22 protein-coding genes are annotated in these 22,650 nt (G+C 54.0%); 20 read left to right on the top strand and 2 right to left on the bottom strand.

Annotated elements, in window-relative coordinates; translation table 11 throughout:
- Window positions 1-6: 6 nt before the first annotated feature.
- The gene (dnaN, locus tag ACZRJQ_RS14250) at window positions 7-1,110 is read right to left on the bottom strand and encodes a DNA polymerase III subunit beta (RefSeq protein WP_463978971.1); all 1,104 of its coding nucleotides are present in this window, start codon (window positions 1,108-1,110) and stop codon (window positions 7-9) included.
- Between the two features lie 38 nt (window positions 1,111-1,148).
- A complete protein-coding gene (dnaA, locus tag ACZRJQ_RS14245; protein ID WP_463978970.1) occupies window positions 1,149-2,654 on the bottom strand; it encodes a chromosomal replication initiator protein DnaA in 1,506 nt (501 codons plus the stop codon).
- Window positions 2,655-3,216: 562 nt separating this feature from the next.
- Between dnaA and rpmH the strand changes: the two genes are divergently transcribed.
- The 20 genes from rpmH to glmU all read left to right on the top strand — a co-directional run bounded on the left by rpmH (window position 3,217) and on the right by glmU (window position 22,401).
- A complete protein-coding gene (rpmH, locus tag ACZRJQ_RS14240) occupies window positions 3,217-3,351 on the top strand; it encodes a 50S ribosomal protein L34 (protein WP_003213577.1) in 135 nt (44 codons plus the stop codon).
- Window positions 3,352-3,367: 16 nt separating this feature from the next.
- Complete coding sequence (rnpA, locus tag ACZRJQ_RS14235) at window positions 3,368-3,769, top strand: ribonuclease P protein component (RefSeq protein ID WP_019828646.1); 402 nt, start codon at window positions 3,368-3,370, stop codon at window positions 3,767-3,769.
- Window positions 3,762-3,995, top strand: a complete 234-nt coding sequence (yidD, locus tag ACZRJQ_RS14230; protein WP_463978969.1) for a membrane protein insertion efficiency factor YidD — start codon at window positions 3,762-3,764, stop codon at window positions 3,993-3,995. The genes rnpA and yidD overlap by 8 nt, the downstream gene beginning before the upstream one ends.
- Window positions 3,996-4,008: 13 nt before the next feature.
- On the top strand, window positions 4,009-5,694 hold the full coding sequence (gene yidC, locus ACZRJQ_RS14225; protein WP_463978968.1) for a membrane protein insertase YidC: 1,686 nt from the start codon (window positions 4,009-4,011) through the stop codon (window positions 5,692-5,694).
- 81 nt (window positions 5,695-5,775) lie between these two features.
- Window positions 5,776-7,152: a tRNA uridine-5-carboxymethylaminomethyl(34) synthesis GTPase MnmE gene (mnmE, locus tag ACZRJQ_RS14220; RefSeq protein WP_463978967.1), complete on the top strand. Its 1,377-nt coding sequence runs from the start codon at window positions 5,776-5,778 to the stop codon at window positions 7,150-7,152.
- 185 nt (window positions 7,153-7,337) lie between these two features.
- Window positions 7,338-8,948 (top strand): ABC-F family ATP-binding cassette domain-containing protein, encoded by a 1,611-nt coding sequence (locus ACZRJQ_RS14215; RefSeq protein WP_463978966.1) that lies wholly within the window; start codon window positions 7,338-7,340, stop codon window positions 8,946-8,948.
- A 492-nt stretch (window positions 8,949-9,440) separates the two neighbouring features.
- Complete coding sequence (gene mnmG / locus ACZRJQ_RS14210; protein WP_463978965.1) at window positions 9,441-11,333, top strand: tRNA uridine-5-carboxymethylaminomethyl(34) synthesis enzyme MnmG; 1,893 nt, start codon at window positions 9,441-9,443, stop codon at window positions 11,331-11,333.
- Window positions 11,330-11,974 (top strand): 16S rRNA (guanine(527)-N(7))-methyltransferase RsmG, encoded by a 645-nt coding sequence (rsmG, locus tag ACZRJQ_RS14205; protein WP_463978964.1) that lies wholly within the window; start codon window positions 11,330-11,332, stop codon window positions 11,972-11,974. Before mnmG ends, rsmG begins: the two co-directional genes overlap by 4 nt.
- A gap of 18 nt (window positions 11,975-11,992) precedes the next feature.
- Window positions 11,993-12,784, top strand: a complete 792-nt coding sequence (locus ACZRJQ_RS14200) for a ParA family protein (protein WP_463978963.1) — start codon at window positions 11,993-11,995, stop codon at window positions 12,782-12,784.
- A gap of 9 nt (window positions 12,785-12,793) precedes the next feature.
- Window positions 12,794-13,666 (top strand): ParB/RepB/Spo0J family partition protein, encoded by an 873-nt coding sequence (locus ACZRJQ_RS14195; protein WP_463978962.1) that lies wholly within the window; start codon window positions 12,794-12,796, stop codon window positions 13,664-13,666.
- Between the two features lie 147 nt (window positions 13,667-13,813).
- Window positions 13,814-14,221 carry a F0F1 ATP synthase subunit I gene (locus tag ACZRJQ_RS14190; RefSeq protein ID WP_003437994.1) on the top strand — a complete coding sequence of 136 codons (408 nt, stop codon included), beginning with the start codon at window positions 13,814-13,816 and terminating at the stop codon, window positions 14,219-14,221.
- 16 nt (window positions 14,222-14,237) lie between these two features.
- Complete coding sequence (gene atpB, locus ACZRJQ_RS14185) at window positions 14,238-15,107, top strand: F0F1 ATP synthase subunit A (protein ID WP_463978961.1); 870 nt, start codon at window positions 14,238-14,240, stop codon at window positions 15,105-15,107.
- A 120-nt stretch (window positions 15,108-15,227) separates the two neighbouring features.
- A complete protein-coding gene (gene atpE, locus ACZRJQ_RS14180; RefSeq protein WP_002555987.1) occupies window positions 15,228-15,485 on the top strand; it encodes a F0F1 ATP synthase subunit C in 258 nt (85 codons plus the stop codon).
- 57 nt (window positions 15,486-15,542) lie between these two features.
- Window positions 15,543-16,013, top strand: a complete 471-nt coding sequence (locus tag ACZRJQ_RS14175) for a F0F1 ATP synthase subunit B (protein ID WP_047279006.1) — start codon at window positions 15,543-15,545, stop codon at window positions 16,011-16,013.
- 12 nt (window positions 16,014-16,025) lie between these two features.
- Window positions 16,026-16,562: a F0F1 ATP synthase subunit delta gene (locus tag ACZRJQ_RS14170; RefSeq protein WP_463978960.1), complete on the top strand. Its 537-nt coding sequence runs from the start codon at window positions 16,026-16,028 to the stop codon at window positions 16,560-16,562.
- Between the two features lie 21 nt (window positions 16,563-16,583).
- Entirely contained in the window at window positions 16,584-18,128 is a 1,545-nt protein-coding gene (atpA, locus tag ACZRJQ_RS14165) for a F0F1 ATP synthase subunit alpha (RefSeq protein WP_463978959.1), read from the top strand.
- Window positions 18,129-18,178: 50 nt separating this feature from the next.
- Window positions 18,179-19,039 carry a F0F1 ATP synthase subunit gamma gene (gene atpG, locus ACZRJQ_RS14160; RefSeq protein ID WP_003438003.1) on the top strand — a complete coding sequence of 287 codons (861 nt, stop codon included), beginning with the start codon at window positions 18,179-18,181 and terminating at the stop codon, window positions 19,037-19,039.
- A 27-nt stretch (window positions 19,040-19,066) separates the two neighbouring features.
- Complete coding sequence (gene atpD, locus ACZRJQ_RS14155; RefSeq protein WP_016782877.1) at window positions 19,067-20,446, top strand: F0F1 ATP synthase subunit beta; 1,380 nt, start codon at window positions 19,067-19,069, stop codon at window positions 20,444-20,446.
- A gap of 53 nt (window positions 20,447-20,499) precedes the next feature.
- Entirely contained in the window at window positions 20,500-20,919 is a 420-nt protein-coding gene (locus ACZRJQ_RS14150) for a F0F1 ATP synthase subunit epsilon (protein ID WP_371264276.1), read from the top strand.
- 114 nt (window positions 20,920-21,033) lie between these two features.
- Window positions 21,034-22,401, top strand: coding sequence for a bifunctional UDP-N-acetylglucosamine diphosphorylase/glucosamine-1-phosphate N-acetyltransferase GlmU (gene glmU / locus ACZRJQ_RS14145; protein ID WP_463978958.1), 1,368 nt, complete (start codon window positions 21,034-21,036; stop codon window positions 22,399-22,401).
- Window positions 22,402-22,650: the final 249 nt, after the last annotated feature.

The following is a 22,650-nucleotide window of genomic DNA, read 5'->3' as shown; positions in this document are numbered from 1 at the left end:
CATAAGTTACAGACGCATCGGCATAACAACGTAGGCCGAGTCGTCGTTGTCCGACTCTTGCACCAAGGCACTGCTGTTGGAGTCCGACAGGATCAGACGCACTTGTTCAGTGGTCATCACACCCAACACGTCCAGCAAGTAGCTCACGTTAAAGCCGATCTCAAGCGAGTCGCCGTTGTAGTCAACGCCCACTTCTTCTTCGGCTTCTTCCTGTTCCGGGTTGTTAGCCTGGATTTTCAGTTGGCCGTTGGCCAGTTGCAGACGAATGCCGCGGTATTTCTCGTTGGACAAAATGGCGGTACGGCTGAACGCTTCACGCAGAGCCTGACGATCACCGATAACGGTCTTGTCGCCACCTTTAGGCAGCACACGCTCGTAATCCGGGAATTTGCCGTCAACCAATTTGGACGTGAACGTGAACTCACCGGTGGTAGCACGAATGTGGTGCGCGCCCAAAACGATGCTCACTTCGCCGTCTGGCTCGGTCAGTAAACGCGCTAGTTCAAGAATACCCTTACGCGGCACGATCACTTGATGGCGATCTGGCTGACCGATATCGGCTTTCATCGAGCACATGGCCAGACGGTGTCCGTCGGTAGCCACCGCGCGAATGATACCGGCAGACACTTCAAGCAGCATGCCGTTGAGGTAGTAACGAACGTCCTGCTGGGCCATTGCAAAGCTTGTGCGCTCGATCAAACGGCGCAGTTTGCTTTGCTGCAGGTTGCACGTCAGCGAACCCGGGCCTTCTTCAACCGTCGGGAAATCGTTAGCTGGCAAAGTTGACAGTGTGAAACGGCTACGGCCTGCTTTGACGACCAGTTTCTGGTCATCGAGCTTGATATCAATCAAGGCATCGTTAGGCAGGCTTTTGCAGATATCCATCAGCTTGCGCGCAGGTACGGTGATCTCGCCCGGTTCAGCGGGTTCTTCAAGCTGAACGCGACCGACCAGCTCGACTTCAAGGTCTGTACCGGTCAGCGACAATTGCTGGCCTTCGACAACCAACAGCACGTTGGACAATACCGGCAAGGTCTGGCGGCGTTCAACAACGCCGGCGACCAGTTGCAGGGGTTTCAACAGGGCTTCGCGTTGAATGGTGAAATGCATGGTCTAGTCCCTTGCCTTAATAAGCTGCGTTGGTGTCATCAGGTTGTCAGTGTGCGCAGCAGGTTCTTGTAGTCCTCGCGGATGTCCGCGTCGGATTCCTTGAGTTCGTTGATCTTGCGACATGCGTGCAAGACCGTCGTGTGGTCGCGACCGCCAAACACATCGCCGATTTCCGGCAAGCTATGGTTGGTCAGTTCTTTGGACAGTGCCATAGCGACCTGACGTGGCCGCGCAACCGAGCGCGAGCGGCGCTTGGAAAGCAGATCCGAAATTTTGATCTTGTAGTACTCAGCCACGGTGCGCTGAATGTTATCCACAGAGACCAGCTTGTCTTGCAGCGCCAGCAGGTCTTTAAGGGATTCGCGAATCAACTCGATGGTGATATCGCGCCCCATAAAGTGCGAGTGAGCAATTACGCGCTTGAGCGCGCCTTCAAGCTCACGCACGTTAGAACGAATGCGTTGGGCAATAAAGAAGGCGGCATCGTGAGGCAGGTCGACCTTGGCCTGATCGGCCTTCTTCATCAGGATTGCGACACGGGTTTCTAGCTCCGGTGGCTCGACGGCAACCGTCAGCCCCCAGCCGAAACGTGATTTGAGGCGCTCTTCAAGGCCTTCAATCTCTTTTGGGTAACGGTCGCTGGTCAGAATCACTTGCTGACCGCCTTCAAGCAGGGCGTTGAAGGTGTGGAAAAACTCTTCCTGAGACCGCTCTTTGCGTGCAAAGAACTGAATATCATCGATGAGCAAGGCGTCTACCGAACGGTAGAAACGCTTGAACTCGTTGATGGCATTGAGCTGCAAGGCCTTGACCATGTCCGCTACAAAACGCTCGGAATGCAGGTAAACAACCTTGGCATTCGGGTTTTTCTTCAGCAGGTGGTTACCCACAGCGTGCATCAAGTGGGTTTTACCCAAACCAACGCCGCCATAAAGAAAGAGCGGGTTGTAGCCGTGTTTTGGGTTGTCCGCTACTTGCCACGCAGCAGCGCGGGCCAGTTGGTTGGACTTACCCTCAACAAAGTTTTCGAAGGTAAAGGTGCGGTTCAGGTAGCTGGTGTGCTTGAGCGCACCCTCTACTTGAACCGTGCGCTGCTCAGCGCGCACAGGTGCTTGTTGCGAGCTGGCGCCCGCCATTGGATCGAAGCTGGCACGCGAAGGCTCTTCGCTCGCTTGGGCCGCCTGTTTAGGGGCCGCTGCAGGCGTAGTCATTGCGCTAGGTGCTGCAGGAGCAGCCGCTTGCTGTTGAGAAGCGGCTGCGGCCAATGGCGCGTTGGGTGCCGCACGAGGTGCCGAGCTGCGTTTGCTGCCTATTAATAAGGACAACGCAGGCGCCATGCCATTGCTGTGCTCATTCAATAGTTCAAGCAAACGACTCAGGTACTTTTCGTTGACCCAATCAAGCACGAATCGGTTGGGTGCATACACGCGCAACTCGTCGCCTTCGGCTTCGACCTGTAGTGGACGGATCCAGGTGTTGAATTGCTGGGCAGGCAGCTCATCGCGCAAAAGTTCTACGCACTGCTGCCAAAGTTCCACTGACACGGATATCCCCTAAGTTGAAAGCCGGTGAGGCAAAAACAGGCGCCATTGTAGCGACCACTCGCCCACTTATCCACATGTGGGTGCTTGTCTATAAGGAGCAATCAAGCTCTGGCCGGTAAACAAAGCGACAAATGGTATGTGCATAAGCTCTGTGGATAAGCGGGCCTAAGCTCGTTGCACAAGTGGGGTAGAAAGTCTGTGGGTAACTCGCCTGTGGATAAAACAGCCTTTCACCCACAGCTTATCCGAGGGTGTAGCACAGGCAGAGCACGGCTTGTGGACAACCTTTTCAATCTCTGAAAGGCTTGATCCAGAAGGGCTGGGCTTAGTTATCCACAGAAGGTGGCATCTCTAAGAGTAGTTACATCTTTAAAAGAGCTTTAAATACTTCGTTCTTTTTATTTCTATAGCTGGCCGTTCAAAGGCGATGTAAACAGGCAAACATCTATTTAGCAGTAAACGTTGGTTGGAAATTGACCTATTGGCTTGCTTTCTCTAGAATCGCCGGTCTCTTAAAACGGGGGCCATTCCGGCCCGTTGTGGACGAATCAGGTAGCACGACATGAAACGTACTTTCCAACCAAGCACTATCAAACGCGCCCGCACTCACGGTTTCCGTGCTCGCATGGCAACCAAAAACGGCCGTGCCGTCCTGTCGCGTCGCCGCGCCAAAGGCCGTGCACGTCTGGCAGTTTGATAATCGGACAATGGTGGTGAGTCAGGACTTCAGTCGGGAAAAGCGGTTACTCACTCCCCGACATTTCAAGGCAGTCTTTGACTCCCCCACCGGCAAGGTACCGGGGAAAAATCTCCTGCTCCTTGCGCGCAGCAACGATCTAGATCACCCCCGCCTGGGGTTAGTGATCGGTAAAAAGAGCGTAAAGCTCTCCGTTGAGCGCAATCGCCTTAAGCGTTTGATGCGTGAATCGTTTCGTCTCCACCAGGATTTACTGGTTGGTTGGGATATCGTTATCGTCGCGCGCAAAGGTTTGGGTGACGTAGAGAACCCCGAATTGATTCAGCATTTCGGCAAACTCTGGAAGCGTCTGGCCCGTAACACGCCAGTTCCAGCGGTTAAAACCGAAACTGTAGGGGTAGGCAGTCCTGATGCGTAAACTGGCACTCGTTCCGATCCAGTTTTATCGCTATGCCATTAGTCCTTTGATGGCCAGCCACTGCCGTTTCTACCCCAGTTGTTCCTGCTACGCGTTGGAAGCCATCGAAAATCATGGCGTTCTTCGCGGCGGCTGGCTGACCTTTCGTCGTTTAGGTCGCTGTCACCCGTGGAATCCCGGTGGTTATGACCCGGTTCCACCTATCCCTACCTCCCGTTCTTCTTGATGGCCGAGTAATCATGGATATTAAACGCACGATCCTGATCGTCGCCCTGGCAGTCGTGTCCTACGTTATGGTTCTCAAATGGAACCAGGACTACGGCCAAGCTGCCCTGCCGACTCAGAATGTTGCAGCCAGCAGCACCACCGCACCGGCTTTGCCCGATACGGTTTCAGGTAACAGCGCTTCGAACAGCGCCGATGTGCCTAGCGCAACAACGGATACCAGCACTCCGACTGAAACACCGGTAGCTGCAAGCAAAGATCTTATCCACGTAAAAACCGATGTTCTGGATATCGCGATTGATCCACAGGGTGGCGACATTGCCCAGTTGCGTCTGCCGCTGTACCCACGTCGCCAAGACCATCCGGATGTTCCTTTCCAGTTGTTCGATAACGGCAACGAACGTACCTATCTGGCCCAAAGCGGTCTGACTGGCGTTGATGGTCCGGACGCTCGTTCAGCCGGTCGTCCGATTTTCAGCAGCGATAAAAAGACCTACGAACTGGCTCCTGGCCAGGATCAGGTTGTCGTTGATTTGAAATTCAGCGAAAACGGGGTCAATTACATCAAGCGCTTTACCCTTAAGCGCGGTCTGTACGATGTAAAAGTCACTTATTTGATTGATAACGAGAGCAGCAAGCCGTGGAACGGCAACCTGTTCGCGCAATTGAAGCGTGACGCCAGCTCCGATCCTTCTTCCAGCACCGCCACTGGCACTGCGACTTACTTGGGCGCAGCCCTGTGGACAAGTGCAGAGCCGTATAAAAAAGTGTCGATGAAAGATATCGACAAGGGCCAGCTGAAAGAAACAGTTCAAGGTGGCTGGGTTGCTTGGTTGCAACACTACTTTGTGACAGCGTGGATTCCACAGAAAGGCGATAACAACGTCGTTCAGACCCGCAAAGACAACCAAGGCAACTACATCATCGGTTTTACTGGCCCAACCTTGACGGTTGAACCGGGCAAAACAGCTGAAACCAGCGCTACCTTGTATGCCGGTCCTAAAAGCCAGGGTGTTCTCAAAGAGTTATCCCCAGGTCTGGAACTGACAGTCGATTACGGCATTCTGTGGTTCATTGCCCAGCCTATTTTCTGGCTGCTGCAACATATCCACAGCCTGGTTGGTAACTGGGGCTGGTCGATTATCTTCCTGACCATGCTGATCAAAGGGATCTTCTTCCCTCTGTCGGCGGCCAGCTACAAGTCGATGGCTCGCATGCGCGCCGTGGCACCAAAACTGGCTGCTCTGAAAGAGCAGTTCGGTGATGACCGCCAGAAAATGTCGCAAGCGATGATGGAGCTGTACAAGAAAGAGAAGATCAATCCACTGGGCGGCTGCTTGCCGATTCTGGTGCAGATGCCGGTCTTCCTGTCCTTGTACTGGGTACTTCTGGAAAGTGTTGAAATGCGCCAAGCGCCGTTCATGCTCTGGATTACCGACCTGTCGATCAAAGACCCGTTCTTCATTCTGCCGATCATCATGGGCGCAACCATGTTCATCCAGCAGCGTCTGAACCCAACACCTCCGGATCCGATGCAGGCCAAGGTAATGAAGCTGATGCCAATCATCTTCACCTTCTTCTTCCTGTGGTTCCCGGCTGGTCTGGTGCTGTACTGGGTAGTGAACAACTGCCTGTCCATCGCCCAACAGTGGTACATCACCCGTAAAGTTGAAGCCGCTACCAAAAAAGCAGCTGAGTAACTTACTCTGGTGAGCACCACTCAAAACGCCCCCTAGTGGGGCGTTTTGCTATCTGTCACTTTTTGTTTTGAGGCCTGTTTTATGAGTGTTCCGGCACAAACTATCGCCGCAGTGGCGACCGCCCAAGGGCGTGGTGGTGTGGGTATTGTGCGTATTTCGGGCCCGCTCGCAGGCTTGGCTGCGCAAGCATTCACCGAACGCGAACTAAAACCGCGTTACGCCCACTACGGCCCGTTTTATGGCGAAAACCGCGAAGTACTGGACGAAGGCATCGCACTGTACTTTCCCGGGCCCAACTCGTTTACCGGCGAAGACGTGTTGGAGCTGCAAGGCCACGGCGGGCCCATCGTGCTCGATATGCTGCTACAGCGTTGCATCCAGCTGGGTTGCCGCTTGGCGAGGCCGGGGGAGTTCAGCGAACGTGCATTTTTAAATGACAAACTCGATTTGGCTCAAGCAGAAGCTATTGCCGACCTGATTGAGGCTAGTTCTGCACAGGCTGCGCGTAACGCATTACGTTCTTTGCAGGGCGCTTTTTCGCAACGTGTGCATAACTTGACCGAGCAACTGATCGGTTTGCGTATCTACGTTGAAGCGGCCATTGATTTCCCGGAGGAGGAAATCGACTTCCTGGCTGATGGCCACGTACTCGGCATGCTGGATAAGGTTCGTGAAGAGTTATCCACTGTTATGCGCGAAGCCGGGCAAGGTGCATTGCTGCGTGACGGTATGACTGTAGTCATTGCCGGACGTCCTAATGCGGGCAAATCAAGCTTGCTCAATGCGTTGGCCGGACGTGAAGCCGCTATCGTGACTGAAATTGCTGGCACTACCCGCGATGTGTTGCGTGAACATATCCACATTGATGGCATGCCGCTGCACGTCGTCGATACAGCAGGTCTGCGCGATACCGACGATCAGGTTGAAAAAATAGGTGTGCAACGGGCACTCAAGGCCATTGGCGAAGCTGATCGCGTGTTGTTGGTAGTCGACGCGACAGCCCCAGAAGCGGATGATCCGTTTGCGCTATGGCCTGAATTTCTGGAACAACGCCCTGACCCGGCTAAAGTGACCTTGATTCGCAACAAAGCAGACCTCACCGGCGAAGCCATTCGTCTGGAAGTCAGCGAAGATGGCCATGTGACTATTAGTCTGAGTGCCCGATCGGCAGATGACGGTAATGGGTTGGAATTGCTGCGCGAGCATCTCAAAGCCTGCATGGGCTACGAACAAACCTCGGAAAGCAGCTTCAGTGCACGCCGCCGCCATCTGGAGGCACTAAGTCACGCCAGCGCAGCCCTTGAACACGGACGCACGCAATTAACCTTGGCGGGTGCAGGAGAGCTGCTGGCGGAAGACTTGCGCCAAGCTCAGCATTCACTTGGCGAGATTACCGGCGCATTTAGCTCCGATGACTTGCTGGGACGTATTTTCTCCAGTTTCTGTATTGGTAAATAACCCACCAGCACAGAACTCTGCACAGCCATAGGCTGCGGTTGTTCTAAACATCGCAGCCTATGGCTGGTTATCCACATTCCCACACGAGGTGTTAGTCCAATGCGCAATTGATGCCGCCGCGATGTTAGCGGCCAGTTCTCATCCCCCTCACAGCAGGGGCAGTTCTGGGCATCTTTGGAGTGCATATGACTCACGCCACCTATGTGACGCTGGAAAACGCTTCTTATCATCTGCCGGATGGCAGTCCGTTATTCACTGACCTCAATTTGCGTCTTGATCAGCGCCTCACCGGGCTGGTTGGCCGCAATGGTGTGGGTAAAAGTGTATTGGCGCGGTTGATTGCTGGGGATATCTTCCCTTCGTCTGGACGTTGCTTACGTAATGGCCGGGTATTTTATCTGGCCCAACACGTCAGCCCCGACCCGACCCATACCGTTGCCGACCTTCTGGGTATGAAACCCGTCATTGAAGCGCTCGAACGCATAGAGCTGGGCAGCTTCGAACAAACTGACTTCGATCTTGTAGGTGATCAGTGGAACATCCGCCAGCAGTTGCTGGATGCTTTGGCCCTGCAGCACCTATGTCATCTGACGCTTGCTACACCGGCGTGTGCCTTGAGTGGCGGCGAAGCCATGCGCGTTGCTCTCATGGGCGCCTTTTTATCCAATGCTGATCTGTTGATTCTGGATGAACCCACCAATCACTTGGACAGCGAACACCGCCACGCCCTGCATCAGCAACTCAAACAATGGCCCAGTGGTTTGCTGGTGATCAGCCACGACCGTAATTTGCTGGAGCAGATGCAGAACATCGTTGAGCTATCGTCTCTTGGAATCAGTCGCTATAGCGGTGGCTATTCGAGTTATGCACACGAAAAAATGCAGCAGCAACGTGCTGCTCAACAGCAACTCACACAGGCGAAAGTTGAACGCCAGCGTGAAGAACGCACCTTAAGCGCGCAACGAGAGAGGCTAGAACGCAAACAAGCCAGAGGCAACAAGCAAGCAAGCCATGCGAACCAGGCCAAAATCCTCATCGACCGGCAAAAGCAGCGAAGCCAGAACAGCAGTGGCAAATTACGTGTTCAGCAAGACACAGCGCGCGCGGTACTGACTGAACAAGTAAGAGCCGCTGCGCGTCACGTAGAAGAACAGCAGCCCATCGTTGTGTACCCGCCTCAAAACAACCCGAGCACACCCTTACTTATTGCCCAATTGACTGATCTTCGCCTGCCTTTTGGGAACAACAGACCAATCAACCTGACACTCACTAAAGGTCAGCGAATTGCGCTGACGGGGCCTAATGGGTGTGGGAAGTCAACTTTACTCAAGGTTCTGGCAGGTGAACTGCCCGTTGTTTCGGGGGACTGCCAAACATTCGTCAGCATGGCGTTTCTGGATCAGCGTCTCGCCCTTTTAAAATCTGAAAGATCAATTTTTGATCAGCTACGCGCCGTCAATCGGGAGTTGAATGAAGGTGAATTAAGAACACGATTGGCACAATTAGGCTTGGGAGCAGGGTTGATACACCTTCCCTGTGAACAACTTAGTGGGGGAGAGCAGTTAAAAGCTGCAATGGCTTGTGTGTTTTATGCCTCACAACCGAGCCAACTGCTGATGCTCGATGAGCCCGCGAATCACTTGGATTTACCCTCCATTCAAGCGCTGGAATCAATGCTCAATCACTACACAGGCACCTTGATCGTGACTTCACACGATGAACGATTTCTGGCCGCCATTGGAATTACCCACAGGCTTCACTTCTCACCTTGCGGCTCACTCAATTGGCTTGAGTAAGCGCATTTGACGAGGCCGTTCATCGCATAAACGCGCTCTGCGTTCAGTGAATGACTCGCTGGCGCAGTTTTCGGCTGCCTGTTTATTGGCTTAAAACCTCGCTTTACGTTGAATAAGGTCTGTGTATAACTGCCCTTTAGCTCAGTGGGTAAGTAGGCCTGAAAACTGAAGATAACCACCCCTGTGGATAACAGCCTGTTTTACCCACAGGCTTAAAGCACTTATTCACGGCCCTTATTGGCACATGACCACAGACTTTTGAATCTCTGTACATAGCGTAAATAAAGGGGTGTAGCAATCTATCCACAGAAAGGTGCCTCAGTAGAAATAAACATAAAAACAAAGCTTTATAAATTTCTTCTCTATTTATTTATCTATCTTGCCTTATCCACAAGCTGGTTAAATTTTGTGCAAAGGGTTCTTTAAGAAGGGCGAAGTCCCTATACTTTGCGGTCTATCTAAAAACCCCTAGTAACAGGCACGAGGTGCGTGGTGAATTTCCCTTCCCGTTTTGCAGTGATCGTCATCGGCGGCGGTCACGCCGGAACCGAGGCTGCACTTGCTTCAGCACGCATGGGCGTAAAAACCCTGCTGTTGACCCACAACGTGGAAACCCTCGGGCAAATGAGCTGCAATCCTGCAATTGGCGGGATTGGTAAAAGCCATCTGGTTAAAGAAATCGACGCCCTCGGCGGCGCGATGGCTATTGCTACCGATAAAGGCGGTATCCAGTTCCGCGTACTCAACGGGCGTAAAGGCCCCGCAGTACGGGCAACTCGTGCACAGGCTGACCGCATTCTCTACAAAGCGGCTGTGCGCGAAATTCTGGAAAACCAGCCCAACCTGTGGATATTTCAACAAGCTGCTGATGACCTGATTGTTGAACAGGATCAAGTAAGGGGTGTTGTCACCCAAATGGGCCTGCGCTTCATGGCCGATGCTGTGGTTTTAACCACAGGTACTTTCCTGGGCGGACTTATCCACATTGGCATGCAGAACTATTCGGGCGGTCGCGCCGGCGATCCTCCCTCGATTGCTCTGGCTCAACGTCTGCGTGAATTACCTCTGCGAGTGGGGCGTTTGAAAACCGGGACTCCGCCGCGTATTGATGGTCGTTCGGTTGACTTCTCAGTGATGACTGAACAGCCCGGCGATACGCCGATTCCAGTGATGTCATTCATGGGCAACAAGGAGCAGCATCCTGCTCAGGTCAGTTGCTGGATCACCCACACCAACGCCCGCACCCACGAAATAATTGCGTCCAACCTCGATCGCTCACCGATGTACTCAGGTGTGATTGAAGGTATTGGCCCGCGTTATTGCCCTTCGATTGAAGACAAAATTCATCGCTTTGCTGACAAGGAAAGCCATCAGGTGTTTATCGAGCCAGAAGGCTTGAACACCCATGAGCTCTATCCGAACGGTATTTCGACGTCGTTACCTTTCGATGTTCAGCTGCAAATCGTGCAATCGATACGCGGGATGGAAAACGCTCACATCGTGCGTCCTGGCTATGCCATCGAATACGACTATTTCGATCCGAGAGACTTGAAATACAGCCTCGAAACCAAGGTGATTGGTGGTTTGTTCTTTGCTGGGCAAATCAACGGCACCACGGGATACGAAGAAGCGGGCGCTCAAGGTTTACTCGCAGGCACCAACGCTGCCTTGCTTTCACAAGGCAGGGAAAGCTGGTGCCCTCGCCGTGATGAGGCGTACATCGGTGTGTTGGTTGACGACTTGATCACACTGGGGACTCAAGAGCCGTACCGGATGTTCACTTCCCGTGCTGAATATCGCCTGATCTTGCGTGAAGACAACGCCGATATGCGCTTGACCGAAAAGGGTCGCGAGCTTGGTTTGGTCGATGACGCCCGTTGGGCTGCGTTTTGTACCAAGCGAGAAAGCATTGCGCTGGAAGAGCAGCGTTTGAAATCAACCTGGATTCGTCCAGGCACCGAGCAGGGCGACGCGGTGGCTGCCAAATTTGGGACGCCGTTGACCCACGAATACAATTTGCTCAGCCTGCTGACCCGTCCAGAAATCGACTACGTCGGCTTGATTGAAGTGACGGGTGAGGGTGCAACCGATCCTCTGGTTGCTGAGCAAGTCGAGATCAAAACCAAGTACGCCGGTTACATCGACCGTCAGCAAGACGAGATCGCACGTCTGCGGGCTAGCGAAAACACCAAACTGCCTGTGGATATCGATTACACAAACATTTCCGGGTTGTCGAAAGAGATTCAAAGCAAGCTGGGTGCTACGCGTCCCGAGACGCTGGGCCAAGCTTCGCGCATTCCCGGTGTTACGCCGGCAGCGATTTCCCTGTTGATGATTCACCTGAAAAAACGCGGCGCTGGCCGCAAGTTGGAGCAAAACGCTTGAGTTCGCTGGTCACTGCACAACACGCCGAAGAGTTATCCACAGGTGCACGCCAATTGGGCGTGAATTTGACTGAAACCCAGCACCAACAATTGCTGGGTTATCTGGCCCTGTTAATCAAATGGAACAAGGCTTACAACCTCACGGCTGTGCGTAACCCGGACGAAATGGTTTCGCGCCACTTGCTCGACAGTTTGAGCGTGATGTCTTTTGTGGAAAACGGTCGTTGGCTGGATGTAGGCAGCGGTGGCGGTATGCCAGGTATTCCGCTGGCGATACTGTTTCCTGAGTCCCAGGTCACCTGCCTGGACAGCAATGGCAAGAAAACGCGTTTTCTGACCCAGGTAAAACTCGAACTCAAGTTGGACAACCTCCAAGTTATCCACAGTCGTGTCGAAGAATATCAACCCGAGTTGGCGTTCAATGGAATTGTGTCCAGAGCTTTCAGCAGCATGGAGAATTTCACCAATTGGACGCGCCACCTGGGTGACAGCGAAACGCGTTGGTTGGCAATGAAGGGCGTTCATCCGGCTGATGAGCTGGTAGCATTGCCGTCTGATTTTCGTCTAGATGGCGAACATGCCTTGACCGTTCCAGGTTGCCAAGGCCAACGCCATCTGCTGATACTGCGCCGCACGGCATGATTGGGAACGCAAGCAAGAATGGCTAAGGTATTCGCAATAGCGAACCAAAAGGGTGGTGTGGGTAAAACCACCACCTGTATCAACCTCGCAGCATCGCTGGTTGCAACCAAGCGCCGCGTGCTGCTGATCGACCTTGATCCACAAGGCAACGCCACCATGGGTAGCGGTGTGGATAAGCACGGTCTTGAGAACTCGGTTTACGATCTGCTGATCGGTGAATGTGATCTGGCCCAGGCCATGCACTTCTCTGAACACGGTGGCTACCAGCTGTTGCCCGCTAACCGCGATCTGACCGCGGCTGAAGTCGTGCTGCTCGAAATGCAGATGAAGGAAAGCCGGCTGCGTACAGCGTTGGCCCCGGTTCGCGAAAGCTACGATTACATCCTGATCGACTGCCCGCCGTCGCTGTCGATGCTGACGTTGAACGCGTTGGTGGCTGCCGATGGGGTAATTATCCCCATGCAGTGCGAGTATTTTGCGCTCGAAGGTTTGAGCGACCTTGTGGATAACATCAAGCGAATCGCTGAACTGCTGAACCCAAACCTGAAGATCGAAGGCTTGCTGCGGACCATGTATGACCCGCGCCTGAGTTTGATGAATGACGTGTCGGGCCAGCTCAAGGAGCACTTTGGCGAACAGCTTTACGACACCGTGATTCCGCGCAACATTCGTCTGGCCGAAGCCCCTAGCTACGGTATGCCTGCATTGGCGTATGACAAAAATTCCCGTGGCGCGATTGCTTACCTTGCCCTGGCGGGCGAGTTGGTTCGTCGTCAACGTCGCACCTCCCGCACTCCTCAGCCAATTTAAGGAATTCCTATGGCCGTCAAGAAACGAGGTCTCGGACGCGGACTGGATGCACTCCTGAGTGGTCCTACGGTCAGCTCGCTGGAAGAGCAAGCGGTCAAGGTTGATCAAAGCGAACTGCAACATTTGCCGCTGGATCTGATCCAGCGCGGCAAATACCAGCCTCGTCGTGACATGGACCCGCAAGCACTCGAAGAGTTGGCGAACTCGATCAAGGCCCAAGGGGTCATGCAGCCGATCGTGGTTCGCCCGATTGCGGGTAATCGTTTTGAGATCATCGCGGGTGAGCGCCGCTGGCGCGCTAGCCAGCAGGCTGGCAAAGAGACCATCCCGGCGATGGTGCGTGATGTGCCGGATGAAACGGCGATTGCGATGGCGCTGATCGAAAACATCCAGCGTGAAGACCTCAATCCGATTGAAGAAGCCATTGCTTTGCAGCGCTTGCAGCAAGAGTTTCAGTTAACTCAGCAACAAGTGGCCGATGCAGTGGGTAAATCCCGAGTTTCTGTGGCTAATTTGTTACGATTGATTTCCTTGCCGGAAGTCATCAAAACCATGTTGTCCCACGGTGACCTGGAAATGGGTCATGCACGGGCATTGCTGGGTTTGCCGGAAAATCAACAGGTTGAAGGGGCGCGACACGTTGTCGCACGCGGTCTGACAGTGCGTCAGACCGAGGCCTTGGTTCGTCAGTGGTTAAGTGGCAAACAAGAACCTGCTGAACCGGTTAAAGCTGATCCGGACATTACTCGCCTTGAACAGCGTCTGGCCGAGCGGCTAGGCTCTGCGGTGCAGATCCGGCACGGAAAGAAGGGAAAAGGCCAGTTAGTGATTGGTTACAATTCTCTGGATGAGCTCCAAGGTGTGCTTGCACACATCCGCTGAAACATTTCCTTATGTAGCGCGTAGTCGGAAATCACTACCTGACAGTTGAATAGGGGCTTAAGCGCCCCTATACTCTGCGCGCATTTTGTCGGCACAAATTATGCCAAGTTTTTTCTATTGGCAGCCGACCTTTGAGGAGCAGATGTGATGGAAACCCGCACGCCAAACCGCTTGCCGTTCCATCGCTTGGCGGTTTTCCCGGTTTTACTGGCTCAATTTGTCGTTTTATTGCTGGCTGCTCTGGGGCTCTGGCAATGGCATGGAGTCGTCGCCGGGTATTCAGGACTCTGTGGAGGCCTGATTGCTTTGCTACCTAATGTGTATTTTGCTCACAGGGCTTTCCGGTTTTCCGGCGCTCGAGCAGCGCAAGCCATCGTCCGGTCGTTTTACGCTGGCGAGGCAGGCAAATTAATTTTGACGGCAGTGCTGTTCGCGCTGACGTTTGCAGGTGTGAAGCCATTGGCGCCGCTAGCTGTTTTCGGCGTCTTCGTGCTGACCCAACTGGTCAGCTGGTTCGCTCCCCTGCTAATGAGAACAACACTTTCGAGACCTTAGGGCGTTTGAGGCAACCATGGCAGAAACAACCGCTTCGGGCTATATCCAGCACCACTTACAGAACCTGACCTTCGGTCAGCTACCTGATGGCGGCTGGGGCTTAGCTCACACTGCTGCACAAGCTAAAGAAATGGGCTTTTGGGCATTCCACGTCGATACCCTCGGCTGGTCGCTGTTTGTAGGCCTGATCTTTATCCTTATTTTCCGCATGGCGGCCAAGAAGGCGACTTCCGGTCAACCAGGCGCACTGCAGAACTTCGTAGAAGTGCTGGTGGAATTCGTTGATGGCAGCGTCAAAGACAGCTTCCACGGTCGCAGTGCAGTCATTGCACCGCTGGCGCTGACGATTTTCGTTTGGGTGTTCCTGATGAACGCCATCGACTTGATCCCGGTTGACTGGATTCCTCAGTTGGCCATCCTGATCACAGGCGATGAGCACTTCCCATTCCGTGCCGTACCGACGACTGATCCAAACGCTACCCTGGGCATGGCCCTGTCGGTATTCGCGCTGATCATCTTCTACAGCATCAAAATCAAGGGCATCGGCGGCTTCATCGGCGAACTGACCCTGCACCCGTTTGGCAGCAAGAACATTTTTGTTCAAGCGCTGCTGATTCCGGTGAACTTCCTGCTCGAATTCGTGACGTTGATTGCCAAGCCTATCTCGCTGGCACTGCGTCTGTTCGGCAACATGTACGCTGGCGAACTGGTATTTATCCTGATCGCCGTAATGTTCGGCAGCGGCCTGCTTTGGCTTAGCGGTCTGGGCGTGGTGCTGCAATGGGCGTGGGCTGTATTCCACATCCTGATCATCACCTTGCAAGCGTTCATCTTCATGATGCTGACCATCGTTTACTTGTCGATGGCACACGAAGAGAACCACTAAGACCCGTCTCGGCGAGTCTGGTGCCCCTCTCGCTTCGGCGGGAGGGCGTCGCAAAATGATTTTGTTTTACCGCTTTAATCTAAAAACCTAAACCATACGACGTAAAAGTCGGGAGGAAAGATGGAAACTGTAGTTGGTCTAACCGCTATCGCTGTTGCACTGTTGATCGGCCTGGGCGCACTGGGTACCGCAATTGGTTTCGGCCTGTTGGGCGGCAAGTTCCTGGAAGGCGCAGCGCGTCAACCAGAAATGGTTCCAATGCTGCAAGTTAAAATGTTCATCGTTGCCGGTCTGCTCGACGCCGTAACTATGATCGGTGTTGGTATCGCACTGTTCTTCACCTTCGCTAATCCCTTCGTTGGTCAACTCGCTGGCTAATCACTCGAATTTTCGAGTTGATTAGAGTGATGGACAACGAACGAGCGAGGTGTTGGCGTGAACATTAATGCAACCCTGATTGGCCAGTCCGTTGCGTTCTTCATTTTTGTACTGTTTTGCATGAAGTTCGTGTGGCCTCCGGTCATCGCGGCATTGCAAGAACGTCAGAAGAAGATTGCGGCTGGACTGGACGCTGCTAACCGAGCAGCTCGCGACCTGGAGTTGGCCCAAGATAAAGCGGGTCAACAACTGCGCGAAGCTAAGGCTCAAGCAGCTGAAATCATTGAGCAAGCCAAGAAACGCGGTACTCAGATCGTAGACGAAGCCCGTGAACAGGCTCGCGTTGAAGCTGACCGTGTGAAGGCTCAGGCTCAGGCCGAGATCGAGCAGGAACTTAACAGTGTTAAAGACGCGCTGCGCACCCAATTGGGTGGCTTGGCCGTTGAAGGCGCTGAAAAGATCCTGGGCGCCACAATCGATCAAAACGCGCACGCGGAGCTGGTTAATAAACTGGCTGCTGAAATTTAAGCGAGGGCGATCATGGCAGAATTGACCACGTTGGCCCGACCTTACGCTAAGGCAGCCTTCGAGCACGCCCAGGCCCACCAGCAACTGGCCTCTTGGTCAGCCATGCTCGGCCTGGCTGCAGCAGTGTCGCAAGACGACACTATGCAGCGCGTGCTCAAGGCCCCGCGACTGACGAGCGCAGAAAAGGCCGCCACGTTTATTGACGTGTGCGGCGACAAGTTCGATGTAAAAGTGCAGAACTTCATCAACGTCGTTGCCGAAAACGACCGTCTCCCGCTTTTGCCGGAGATCGCCGCTCTGTTTGACCTGTACAAGGCCGAACAAGAGAAATCGGTAGACGTGGAAGTAACCAGTGCTTTTGCATTGAACCAAGAACAGCAAGACAAACTCGCCAAGGTTCTCAGTGCACGACTCGACCGGGAAGTGCGCCTGCAAGTTGCGGAGGATGCCAGCCTTATAGGTGGTGTCATCATCCGCGCCGGCGACCTGGTTATCGATGGCTCGGTTCGCGGGAAACTCGCAAGCCTTGCCGAAGCATTGAAATCTTGAGTTTGAAGGGGCAGCAGAGCAATGCAGCAACTCAATCCTTCCGAAATAAGTGAAATTATCAAGGGCCGCATCGAAAAACTCGATGTGACCTCCCAAGCCCGTAACGAAGGCACTGTCGTCAGCGTATCTGACGGCATTGTGCGGATTCACGGTCTGGCCGACGTTATGTACGGCGAGATGATCGAGTTTCCAGGCAGCGTCTTCGGTATGGCTCTTAACCTTGAGCAAGACTCTGTAGGTGCCGTAGTACTGGGCGCATACACGACTCTGGCTGAAGGTATGAGCGCCAAGTGCACTGGCCGCATCCTGGAGGTTCCGGTTGGTAAGGAACTGCTGGGTCGCGTTGTCGACGCATTGGGTAACCCAGTTGACGGCAAAGGTCCGCTGAACAACACCGAGACCGATGCGGTCGAGAAAGTTGCTCCAGGCGTGATCTGGCGTAAGTCGGTAGACCAGCCTGTACAGACTGGCTACAAGGCTGTCGATGCCATGATTCCTGTCGGCCGTGGCCAGCGTGAGCTGATCATCGGTGACCGTCAGATCGGTAAAACCGCTCTGGCGATCGACGCGATCATCAACCAGAAAGACAGCGGCATTTTCTGTGTATACGTAGCGATCGGTCAGAAGCAATCGACTATCGCTAACGTGGTTCGCAAGCTGGAAGAAAACGGCGCGTTGGCTAACACCATCGTCGTTGCTGCCAGTGCTTCCGAATCCGCAGCGCTGCAGTTCCTGGCACCGTACTCCGGTTGCACCATGGGCGAATACTTCCGCGACCGCGGTGAAGACGCGCTGATCGTTTATGACGATCTGTCCAAGCAAGCAGTGGCTTACCGCCAGATTTCCCTGCTGCTGCGCCGTCCACCAGGCCGTGAAGCTTACCCAGGCGACGTGTTCTATCTCCACTCCCGTCTGCTGGAGCGCGCATCCCGCGTTTCGGAAGAGTACGTAGAGAAGTTCACCAACGGCGCAGTGACCGGCAAAACCGGCTCCCTGACCGCACTGCCGATCATCGAAACCCAGGCTGGCGACGTTTCCGCGTTCGTTCCGACCAACGTGATTTCCATCACTGACGGTCAGATCTTCCTGGAATCGGCCATGTTCAACTCCGGGATCCGTCCTGCTGTGAACGCCGGTGTTTCGGTATCCCGTGTGGGTGGTGCCGCTCAGACCAAGATCATCAAGAAGCTGTCTGGTGGTATCCGTACCGCTCTGGCTCAGTACCGTGAACTGGCGGCATTCGCCCAGTTCGCTTCTGACCTGGACGAAGCGACCCGTAAGCAACTTGAGCATGGTCAGCGCGTTACCGAGCTGATGAAGCAGAAGCAATACGCACCAATGTCGATCGCTGACATGGCGCTGTCGCTGTATGCCGCTGAGCGTGGGTTCCTGACTGACGTCGAAATCACCAAGGTCGGTAGCTTTGAACAAGCGCTGATTGCTTACTTCAACCGCGATCACGCCGAGCTTATGGCGAAGATCAACGTTAAAGGTGACTTCAATGACGACATCGATTCTGGCATCAAAGCCGGTATCGAGAAGTTCAAGGCCACCCAAACCTGGTAAGCCGCAGCGGGAGTCGCAAGGCTCCCGCTTGCTAACCTGATAGGTGTTACATGGCAGGCGCAAAAGAGATTCGCAGTAAGATTGCGAGCATCAAAAGCACGCAAAAAATTACCAGCGCCATGGAAAAAGTGGCGGTCAGCAAAATGCGCAAGGCACAAATGCGCATGGCTGCTAGCCGTCCTTATGCGGAGCGCATCCGCCAGGTTATTGGGCATTTGGCCAACGCCAACCCGGAATACCGCCACCCTTTCATGATCGACCGCGAAGTTAAGCGTGTAGGTTATGTGGTTGTGAGCAGTGACCGTGGTTTGTGCGGTGGTTTGAATACCAACCTGTTCAAGGCTTTGGTCAAGGACATGGCGGTAAACCGCGAAAACGGCGTCGAGATTGATCTGTGCGTGGTCGGCAGCAAAGGTGCGGCTTTTTTCCGTAACTTTGGCGGTAACGTCGTAGCTGCAATCAGCCATCTGGGTGAAGAACCGTCGATCAATGACTTGATCGGCAGCGTTAAGGTGATGCTGGATGCTTACCTGGAAGGCCGTATTGACCGCCTGTCCGTGGTATCCAACAAGTTCATCAACACCATGACGCAACAGCCTACTGTGGAGCAGTTGATTCCACTGGTGGCGACCCCGGATCAAGAACTCAAGCACCACTGGGACTATCTCTACGAACCGGATGCCAAAGAGCTGCTAGACGGCTTGATGGTGCGTTACGTGGAGTCGCAGGTGTACCAGGCGGTGGTCGAGAACAGTGCAGCTGAACAAGCTGCGCGGATGATCGCAATGAAGAACGCCACTGACAACGCCGGTGATTTGATCAGCGATTTGCAGCTGATCTACAACAAGGCGCGTCAGGCTGCGATCACCCAAGAGATCTCGGAAATCGTCGGCGGCGCTGCCGCGGTTTAACGGTTCAAATATTCAGAGGATCCAGCTATGAGTAGCGGACGTATCGTTCAAATCATCGGCGCCGTGATCGACGTGGAATTTCCACGCGAAAACGTACCGAGCATCTACAACGCGCTGAAAGTACAAAGCGCGGCCGGAACCACTCTGGAAGTTCAGCAGCAGCTGGGCGACGGCGTGGTTCGTACCATTGCGATGGGTTCCACCGAGGGCTTGAAGCGCGGTCTGGAAGTCACTGACTCTGGCGCAGCCATCTCCGTTCCAGTCGGTAAAGCGACTCTGGGCCGGATCATGGACGTTCTGGGCAACCCGATCGACGAAGCTGGCCCGATTGACACCGAAGAGCGTTGGGGCATTCACCGCCCAGCACCGTCCTTCGCTGAACAAGCAGGCGGCAACGACCTTCTGGAAACAGGCATCAAGGTTATCGACCTTATCTGCCCGTTTGCAAAAGGCGGTAAGGTTGGTCTGTTCGGTGGTGCCGGTGTAGGCAAAACCGTAAACATGATGGAACTGATCCGTAACATCGCCATGGAACACAGCGGTTACTCTGTGTTTGCTGGTGTGGGCGAGCGTACCCGTGAGGGTAACGACTTCTACCACGAGATGAAGGATTCCAGCGTACTGGACAAAGTGGCACTGGTTTACGGTCAGATGAACGAGCCGCCGGGTAACCGTCTGCGCGTAGCACTGACTGGCCTGACCATGGCCGAGAAGTTCCGTGACGAAGGTAACGACGTACTGTTGTTCGTTGACAACATCTACCGTTACACCTTGGCCGGTACTGAAGTATCCGCACTGCTGGGCCGTATGCCTTCTGCAGTAGGTTACCAGCCGACTCTGGCTGAAGAGATGGGTACTCTGCAAGAGCGCATCACTTCGACCAAAAACGGTTCGATCACTTCGATCCAAGCGGTATACGTACCTGCGGATGACTTGACTGACCCGTCGCCTGCGACCACTTTCGCCCACTTGGACGCCACCGTTGTACTGTCTCGTGACATCGCCTCTCTGGGTATCTACCCAGCGGTAGATCCACTGGACTCGACTTCGCGCCAGCTGGATCCGAACGTAATCGGCCAGGAACACTACGACACCGCTCGCGGCGTTCAGTACGTGTTGCAGCGTTACAAAGAACTGAAGGACATCATTGCGATCCTGGGTATGGACGAGCTGTCGGAAACCGACAAGCAGTTGGTATCTCGCGCTCGTAAGATCCAGCGTTTCTTGTCTCAGCCGTTCTTCGTGGCTGAAGTCTTCACTGGCGCTTCGGGTAAATACGTTTCCCTGAAAGACACCATTGCTGGCTTCAAAGGCATCCTCAACGGTGACTACGACCACCTGCCAGAACAAGCGTTCTACATGGTCGGCGGCATCGAAGAAGCGATCGAGAAAGCCAAGAAACTGTAATTCGGGCGCCCGGAAACGGGCGCTAATCAGGTTGAGGCAATCAGATGGCTAATATGACAGTCCATTGCGATATCGTCAGCGCGGAAGGAGAAATCTTTTCCGGTCTGGTTGAGATGGTGATTGCGCACGGCAGCCTGGGTGATCTTGGTATCGCTCTGGGTCACGCTCCGCTGATCACTGAACTCAAACCAGGTCCGATCCGCCTGATCAAACAGGGTGGGGAAGCCGAGGTGTTTTACATCTCCGGTGGTTACCTCGAGGTTCAGCCGAACATGGTCAAGGTTCTTGCCGACACCGTGCAACGTGCTGCCGACCTGGATGAAGCCTCCGCTCAGGAAGCCGTTAAGGCTGCTGAGAAGGCCCTGAACGAAAAAGGCGCAGACTTCGATTACGGAGCTGCTGCTGCACGTCTGGCCGAGGCCGCAGCTCAGCTGCGCACCGTCCAGCAGATCCGCAAGAAGTTCGGCGGCTAAGCCTCCTGCTTCATTGTGTGATTGATTAAAAAGGGTAGCCTCGGCTACCCTTTTTCTTTTCCCGCGAAATACTTTTGGTCGCAGCCGCTGACCACCCAGGATTGGTAGCCAGTCATGTCTCTCGATATCGTTATTCTCGCTGCAGGTCAGGGCACCCGTATGCGTTCGGCCCTGCCCAAGGTTCTGCACCCCGTTGCTGGCAATTCCATGCTTGGGCATGTTATCCACAGTGCTCGCCAGCTTAAACCCAACGGCATTCATGTCGTTATCGGCCACGGTGCTGAACTGGTTCGTGAACGTTTGGCCGCCGATGATCTGAATTTTGTGCTGCAAGACAAGCAACTCGGCACCGGCCACGCGGTAGCTCAGGCTCTGCCATTTCTAACGGCGCAGAACGTACTGATTTTGTACGGCGATGTACCTTTGATCGAAGTCGAGACCCTTCAGCGTCTGCTCAAACAAGTCGGCCCCGAACAACTGGGCTTGCTGACCGTCAATCTGGCCGACCCGACAGGTTATGGCCGAATTGTGCGCGATGCGGCAGGCAAGGTTTGCGCCATTGTTGAGCACAAAGACGCCACTGACGCGCAACGGTCTATCACTGAAGGTAATACCGGCATTCTGGCGTTGCCAACTCATCGCCTGGCTGACTGGATGAGCCGGCTGTCCAACAACAATGCACAGGGCGAGTATTACCTGACCGACGTGATTGCGATGGCGGTCAACGATGGCTTGGTCGTAGCCACCGAACATGCCCACGACCCAATGGAAGTGCAGGGCGCCAATGACCGTAAACAGCTCAGTGAACTAGAGCGTCATTATCAGTTGCGTGAAGCACGTCGGCTGATGGTGTTGGGTGTGACCTTGCGTGACCCGGCGCGTTTCGACGTTCGTGGCGAAGTAACGGTCGGCCGCGATGTGCTCATCGACATCAACGTGATTCTTGAAGGTCGCGTGGTCATTGAGGACGACGTGGTCATTGGCCCGAACTGCGTGATCAAAGACAGTACCTTGCGCAAAGGTGTTGTTGTTAAAGCCAACAGCCACCTGGATGGGGCTGTGATGGGAGAGGGCAGCGATGCTGGCCCCTTTGCTCGCTTACGTCCTGGCAGCGTGCTCGATGCCCGTGCCCATGTGGGTAACTTTGTTGAGTTGAAAAACGCCCACCTCGGTGAAGACGCTAAATGCGGTCATCTGACCTATTTGGGCGATGCTGAAGTCGGTGCGCGTACCAACATTGGCGCTGGCACCATTACCTGCAACTACGACGGTGCAAACAAATTCAAAACCGTATTGGGGGCTGATGTGTTCATTGGCTCCAATAACTCGCTGGTCGCGCCTGTGGATATCTCTGACGGTGCCACCACTGCGGCAGGTTCAACGATTAATCAGGATGTGGGCGTGCAACAGCTAGCCGTTGGTCGGGCACGTCAACGCAACATTGAAGGTTGGAAGCGCCCAACCAAGCTGCCAAAAGCGTAATTGCAGGTTATCCACAGGCAGGGGTGGCGGGTTTGTGGGTAAAAACAGGTTGTCGTATAACTGCTTTAAATCAATGCTTTAAACAAAAGCCTTATCCATCACTTGTGGATAAGGCTTTTTTTATCTGCTTCATATCCTGGGTTTTAAGTCTGCCACCCGGGCGTACATAGAGTTATTCACCGGAAAATAAGCGCAATATTTTGTTGACGCCCATTTCGAGATGATGTCTCATTGCTTTCGTTATCTTTC

Source organism: Pseudomonas sp. E315 (assembly GCF_055406205.1).
This window is presented reverse-complemented; position numbering and strand designations above follow the sequence as displayed.